This window comes from Streptomyces sp. WAC06614 (genome assembly GCF_003949795.1).
Lineage (GTDB): Bacteria > Actinomycetota > Actinomycetes > Streptomycetales > Streptomycetaceae > Streptomyces.
In genome coordinates this window covers 1-6,209 of sequence record NZ_RPRY01000381.1, presented here as the reverse complement: position 1 = coordinate 6,209, position 6,209 = coordinate 1, and the positions used below count along the sequence as shown (strand labels likewise).

The following is a 6,209-nucleotide window of genomic DNA, read 5'->3' as shown; positions in this document are numbered from 1 at the left end:
CTCCCCCACGGGCCTGGGCCCCACCGTCGCCGAGGCCACCGCCGGCATGTCCCCCACCCGGATCCAGGAGATCGTGGCCGCCGTCGGGCTGCCGGCCACCCACGACCCGGTGTCCGCCGTCGCCGCGCTGACCGGGCTGTTCACCGACCCCGTCCGGATGGCCGCCCTGCTGGAGCAGGCCCCGCCGGAGGCCCACCACGTGCTGGGCCGGCTGGTGTGGGGGCCGCCGTACGGCGAGGTCACCCCGGATCCGGCGGCGCCGGTGCGCTGGCTGCGCGACCGGGGCCTGCTGCTGCCCGCGTCCGCCCGGACGCTCGTCCTGCCCCGGGAGGTGGCCCTGCACCTGCGCGGCGGGCGGGCGCACCGCCGGATCGAGCCGGTCGCCCCGCCCGTGGTGGCCGCGCGGACCCACCGGCCCGAGCTGGTGGACGGCAACTCCGCCGGGCAGGCGCTGGCCGCCGTCGCCACCGTCGAGGAACTCGTCTCCTCCTGGGACCAGGGCGGGCCCCCCGTGCTGCGGGCCGGCGGCCTGTCCGTACGGGACCTCAAGCGGACCGCCGTCGCCCTGGACGTGGCCGAGCCGGTCGCCGCGTTCTGGATCGAACTCGCCTACGCCGCCGGTCTGCTGGCCAGCGACGGCGAGGCCGACGAGCGCTACGCCCCCACCCCCGCCTTCGACGCGTGGGTCGAGGCCCCGCCCGCCGAGCGGTGGGCGCGGCTGGCCACCGCCTGGCTGCCGGCCACCCGGACCCCGGGCGTGGTCGGCGAGCAGGACGCCAAGGGCCGCACCCTGGCCGCGCTCGGCCCCGACCTGGACCGCTCGGCCGCCCCCGGCGTGCGCCGCCGGGTCCTCGAACTCCTCGCCGACCTGCCTGCCGGCGCCGCCGCCGACCCGAACTCCGTCCTGGAACGCCTGGAGTGGGAACGGCCGTTGCGCGCCACCGGCGAACTGCGGGCCCAGCTCGCCCGGTGGACCCTCGACGAGGCGGAACGGATCGGCGTCACCGGGCGCGGCGCCCTGGCCGGGGTGGGCCGGGCCCTGCTGGCGGGCACCGACCCGGCGGCGCTGCTGGCCCCGCTGCTGCCGGAGCCCGTCGACCACGTGCTGCTCCAGGCCGACCTGACCGCCGTGGCACCCGGCCCGCTGCGCCGGCCGCTCGCCGAGACCCTGGCGGTGCTGGCCGACGTCGAGTCCAAGGGCGGGGCCACCGTCTACCGGTTCACCCCCGCCTCGGTACGCCGTGCGCTGGACGCCGGCCGGGCCGCCTCCGACCTGCACGACTTCCTGGCCGCCCACAGCATCACGCCCGTGCCTCAGCCACTGGCGTACCTGATCGACGACGTGGCCCGGCGGCACGGGCACCTGCGGGTCGGCGCGGCCTCCTCGTACCTGCGCTGCGACGACGACAGCGTGCTCGGCGAGATCCTGGCCGACAAGCGCTCGGCGGGGCTGGGCCTGCGCCGGCTGGCCCCGACCGTGCTCGCGGCCACGGCGGAACCGGGCGCGCTGCTCGACGGGCTGCGGGCCATGGGCTACGCGCCCGCGGCCGAGTCGCACACCGGGGACGTGCTGGTCACCCGCGCGGGCGCCCGGCGCACCCCGGAGCGGACCCCGCCGGTGCCGGTCCCCGAGGGGCTGCCGGTGCCGGACGCGACCCTGCTGGCCGCGGCGGTCCGGGCGATCCGGGCCGGGGACGTCGCGGCCACGGCCGTCCGCCGCGAGCCGGCGGGCGCCGCCGCCGGCGCGCCGGCCGCGGGCCCGGCCGCCGGTGAACTGCCGCGCACCAGTGCGGCGGAGACCCTGGCCACCGTGCAGGCGGCGGCCCTGACGGGCAGCGCGGTGTGGATCGGCTACGTGAACGCCGACGGTGCGGCCAGCCAGCGCGTCATCGCCCCGGTCCGGGTCGAAGGCGGCTTCGTCACCGGCTACGACCACACCGCCGACGAGGTCCGCACCTACGCCCTGCACCGCATCACGGGCGTCGCGGAACTGGCCGAGGACCAGGTCTAGATCGCCGCCTCCCGCCGGCCGGGCCCCACCCCCGTGGGAGCCCGCCCGGCGCGGGATGCTGCGGCCGGCGCGTCGTCCGCCGGGTCCTTAATTCGGGTGCGGGAACGCCCCGGTGCCCGGCACGCTGCCGTCATGCACGAGACAGCGACGGCCGCCGCGGCCGACCCGCACGAGGGGGAGCCCTACCGCCGGATCCGGGCCGCGCACACCGCGACCACGGTCACCGTCTACCAGGCGTACCGCCCGGAACTGGGCCTGCCGGCCGCCCGCGACGGCCGCTTCCCGGCGGCCTGGAAGCGGGAGCGCATGACCTGGATCAAGCCCTCCTTCCTGTGGATGATGTACCGCTGCGGCTGGGCCACCAAGGCCGACCAGGAGACCGTCCTGGCCGTCGAGATCACCCGCGAGGGCTTCGACCACGCCCTGGCGCACGCCTGCCTCTCGCACCACGTCCCCTCCCGGCACGGCGACTTCGCGGCCTGGCAGACGGCCCTGCGGCGGTCCCCGGCCCGGGTCCAGTGGGACCCGGAGCGGGACCTGCACCTCGACCCGCTGCCCTACCGCTCCCTCCAACTCGGCCTGTCTGGCTCGGCCTCCCGCGCCTACGCCGACGCCTGGACGGTCTCCATCCGCGACGTGACCCCCCTGGCCCGGGAGATCCACGCCCTGGTCCGCGCCGGCCAGGACGAGGCGGCCCGCGCCCTGCTCCCGCGGGAGACGCCCTACCCGGCGGGCCCGCTGCCCCACTTGGGCGCGTAGCGGGACCCCGCCCGTCTAGCGGGGCGCGGTGGCGTCGGCCGGAAAGGCGGGGCCGTGGCCGGGGACGATGGTGTCGGCGGCGGCCAGGACCCGTAGCCGGGAGGCGCGCAGCACCTCGTGGTCCGGGGCCACCGGGTCGGCCACCGGGCCGTCGGGCCGCCACCAGAGATCGCCGACGAACGCGGTGACCCCCGCCTCCGTCCCGGCGAGCAGGGTGATGTCCTCGGGGCTGTGCCCCGGGGTGCGGATCAGCCGGAGGGACGCGGTGAGTTCGTGGCCCTCGGCGTCGCGGTCGGTCCACTGGTCGTCCCGGTAGACCGCCTTGTGGTCGTGGACCCGGGCCCGGCCGAACAGGCCGACGTTCATGGTGTTGTCCGGGTGGTGATGGCTGAGGACCACGTCGGTGATGTCGTCGGGGCCGAGCCCCAGTGCGGCGAGGGGGCCGAGGATCCGGTCCCGGCCGGCGACCATGCCGGGGTCGACGATCACATGGTGCGCGCCGTCGCGGACGTACGAGACGGTGGCCGCGACTCCGGGGCCGGTGGAGAGCGTGTAGCCGGTGGTCAGGATCGTGTACGCGGCGCTGCGGCCGGCCGGGGCGTCTGTCATGCCTGAAGTCTGTGCGGTGGGCGGGACGTTCACGAGTGGCCGTGCTGCCACCGATCGCAGGAATCGTGCCGGCCGCACCGCGGCGCGCGTGCGAGACTGCGCGGATGCCGCCCTTCGTGACCGTCGCCGCCTACGCTCCGCCCGGTGTGGGCATGCTCGGGGCCGGGATCGTCGCCGAGGTGTTCGACGCCCGGGGGCCCGGTCTGCCCGGGTTCGACTTCGCCCTGTGCACCGACCGTCCCGGCGAGGTGCGCACCGACACCGGACTGCCCCTGGTGGCCGCGCACGGCCTGGACCGGCTGGCCACCGCCGACCTGGTGATCGCCCTGCCCTGGACGGGCTTCCGTACGCCGCCGGGCCCGGCCGTGCTCGATGCCCTGGCCGCCGCGCACGCCCGGGGCGCGCTGGTCGCCGGGCACTGCGTCGGCGCCTTCGCGCTGGCCGCGGCGGGGCTGCTCGACGGGCGGCGCGCCACCACCCACTGGCGGTTCGCGGCCCTGCTGGCCGAGCGGCACCCTGCGGTCACCGTCGACGCGGACGCGCTCTACATCGACGAGGGGCAGATCGTCACCGGCGCGGGAGCCGCGGCCGGCTTCGACCTGTGCCTGCACCTGCTGCGCCGGGAGTACGGGGCGGCGACGGCCAACACGATCGCCCGCGACCTCGTGCTGCCCTCGCACCGGGACGGCGGGCAGGCCCAGTACCTGGCCACGCCGGTGCCCGAGGACTGCGAGGACCAGCGCCTCGCCGCGGTGCTCGCCTGGGCCCGCGAACACCTGGCCGAGCCGCTGCCCGTGGCCGAGCTGGCCCGGCGGGCGCTGATGAGCCGGCGCTCCTTCGCCCGCCGCTTCGCCGCGGCGACCGGCACCACCCCGCACGCCTGGCTGACCGGGCTGCGGGTGAGCCGGGCCGAGGAACTCCTGGAGACCACGAACCTCCCCGTCGACGAGGTGGCCCGCCTGGTCGGCTTCGGCAGCGCCTCCGTCCTGCGCGCCCAGTTCGTCCGCCGCCGGGGCGTCCCGCCCCGCTCGTACCGCCGCACCTTCACCCACGCACCACGCACCTGACCCGCCGCGGCCGGGAGCCCGCGCCGGGTGCCGTGCGGGAACCCGCGCGGGGTGCCGTCCGGGCGGGGTGCCCGGCGGGCGGGGCCCGCGGCGCACGGGCCCCCGCTTTCGCTCCGCATGCGGCAGACTGGAGGTTTGGCCGCCCGCGCCCGGGTGGGCTCACCCTGCTGGAAGGGACACACACCAGGTGAACGGTCCGCTCATCGTCCAGAGCGACAAAACCCTGCTGCTGGAGGTCGACCACGAGCTCGCCGATGCCGCGCGCCGTGCCATCGCACCGTTCGCGGAGCTGGAGCGGGCGCCCGAGCACATCCACACCTATCGGGTGACCCCGCTGGGGCTGTGGAACGCCCGGGCCGCCGGGCACGACGCCGAGCAGGTCGTCGACGCGCTCGTGGAGTACTCCCGGTATCCCGTCCCGCACGCCCTGCTCGTCGACGTCGCCGAGACCATGGCCCGCTACGGCCGGCTCACCCTCTCCAAGCACCCCGTCCACGGCCTGGTGCTGACCAGCACGGACCGGCCGGTGCTGGAGGAGATCCTGCGCTCCAAGCGGATCACCCCGCTGGTGGGTGCACGGATCGACGCCGACACCGTGGCCGTGCACCCCTCCGAGCGCGGGCAGATCAAGCAGACCCTGCTCAAGCTCGGCTGGCCGGCCGAGGACCTCGCCGGCTACGTCGACGGCGAGGCGCACCCCATCGACCTCGCCGAGGACGGCTGGTCGCTGCGGCCCTACCAGCGGCAGGCCGTGGAGGGTTTCTGGCACGGCGGGTCCGGCGTGGTCGTGCTGCCCTGCGGCGCCGGCAAGACGCTGGTGGGCGCCGGCGCCATGGCCGAGGCCAAGGCCACGACCCTGATCCTGGTCACCAACACCGTCTCGGCCCGCCAGTGGAAGCACGAGCTGGTCCGGCGCACCTCGCTGACCGAGGACGAGATCGGCGAGTACAGCGGGACGCGGAAGGAGATCCGGCCCGTCACGATCGCCACCTATCAGGTGCTGACGACCAAGCGGAAGGGCATCTACCCGCACCTGGAGCTGTTCGACTCCCGGGACTGGGGCCTGATCGTCTACGACGAGGTGCACCTGCTGCCGGCCCCGGTGTTCAAGTTCACCGCCGATCTCCAGGCCCGCCGGCGGCTCGGTCTGACCGCGACCCTGGTCCGCGAGGACGGGCGCGAGTCGGACGTGTTCTCGCTGATCGGTCCCAAGCGCTTCGACGCGCCCTGGAAGGAGATCGAGGCCCAGGGCTACATCGCGCCCGCCGACTGCGTCGAGGTCCGGGTCAACCTCACCGAGAGCGAGCGGCTCGCCTATGCCACGGCCGAGACCGAGGAGAAGTACCGCTTCTGTGCGACCACGGCGACGAAGCGGAAGGTGACCGAGGCCCTGGTCCGCCGCCACCGGGGCGAGCAGACGCTGGTCATCGGCCAGTACATCGACCAGCTCGACGAGCTCGGCGCGCACCTGGACGCCCCCGTCATCAAGGGCGAGACGTCCAACGCGCAGCGGGAGAAGCTGTTCGAGGCCTTCCGGCAGGGGGAGATCAGTGTGCTGGTGGTCTCCAAGGTCGCGAACTTCTCCATCGACCTGCCCGAGGCCACCGTCGCCATCCAGGTCTCCGGCACCTTCGGCTCGCGCCAGGAGGAGGCCCAGCGGCTGGGCCGGGTGCTGCGCCCGAAGGCCGACGGGCACGAGGCCCGCTTCTACTCGGTGGTCGCCCGCGACACGATCGACCAGGACTTCGCGGCCCACCGCCAGC

General features: G+C 75.9%; 5 protein-coding genes. 4 read left to right on the top strand and 1 reads right to left on the bottom strand.

The annotated features are described in order from the left end of the window. Together EF918_RS31195 and EF918_RS31190 are read left to right on the top strand one after the other, a co-directional pair. On the top strand, nucleotides 1–2,011 hold a 2,011-nt coding region (locus tag EF918_RS31195; protein WP_125652284.1), incomplete at its 5' end, for a helicase C-terminal domain-containing protein. A 132-nt stretch (nucleotides 2,012–2,143) separates the two neighbouring features. After that, nucleotides 2,144–2,770: a DUF4291 domain-containing protein gene (locus EF918_RS31190; RefSeq protein ID WP_125652283.1), complete on the top strand. Its 627-nt coding sequence runs from the start codon at nucleotides 2,144–2,146 to the stop codon at nucleotides 2,768–2,770. A gap of 15 nt (nucleotides 2,771–2,785) precedes the next feature. On the opposite strand, the gene EF918_RS31185 is transcribed toward EF918_RS31190, so the two are convergent. Beyond that, complete coding sequence (locus EF918_RS31185) at nucleotides 2,786–3,379, bottom strand: MBL fold metallo-hydrolase (protein WP_125652282.1); 594 nt, start codon at nucleotides 3,377–3,379, stop codon at nucleotides 2,786–2,788. Between the two features lie 104 nt (nucleotides 3,380–3,483). On the opposite strand from EF918_RS31185, the gene EF918_RS31180 reads away from it, so the two are divergent. Together EF918_RS31180 and EF918_RS31175 are read left to right on the top strand one after the other, a co-directional pair. After that, a complete protein-coding gene (locus EF918_RS31180; RefSeq protein ID WP_125652281.1) occupies nucleotides 3,484–4,446 on the top strand; it encodes a GlxA family transcriptional regulator in 963 nt (320 codons plus the stop codon). 187 nt (nucleotides 4,447–4,633) lie between these two features. Then, nucleotides 4,634–6,209, top strand: a 1,576-nt coding sequence (locus EF918_RS31175) for a DNA repair helicase XPB (protein WP_148141292.1), incomplete at its 3' end; no start/stop codon positions are given.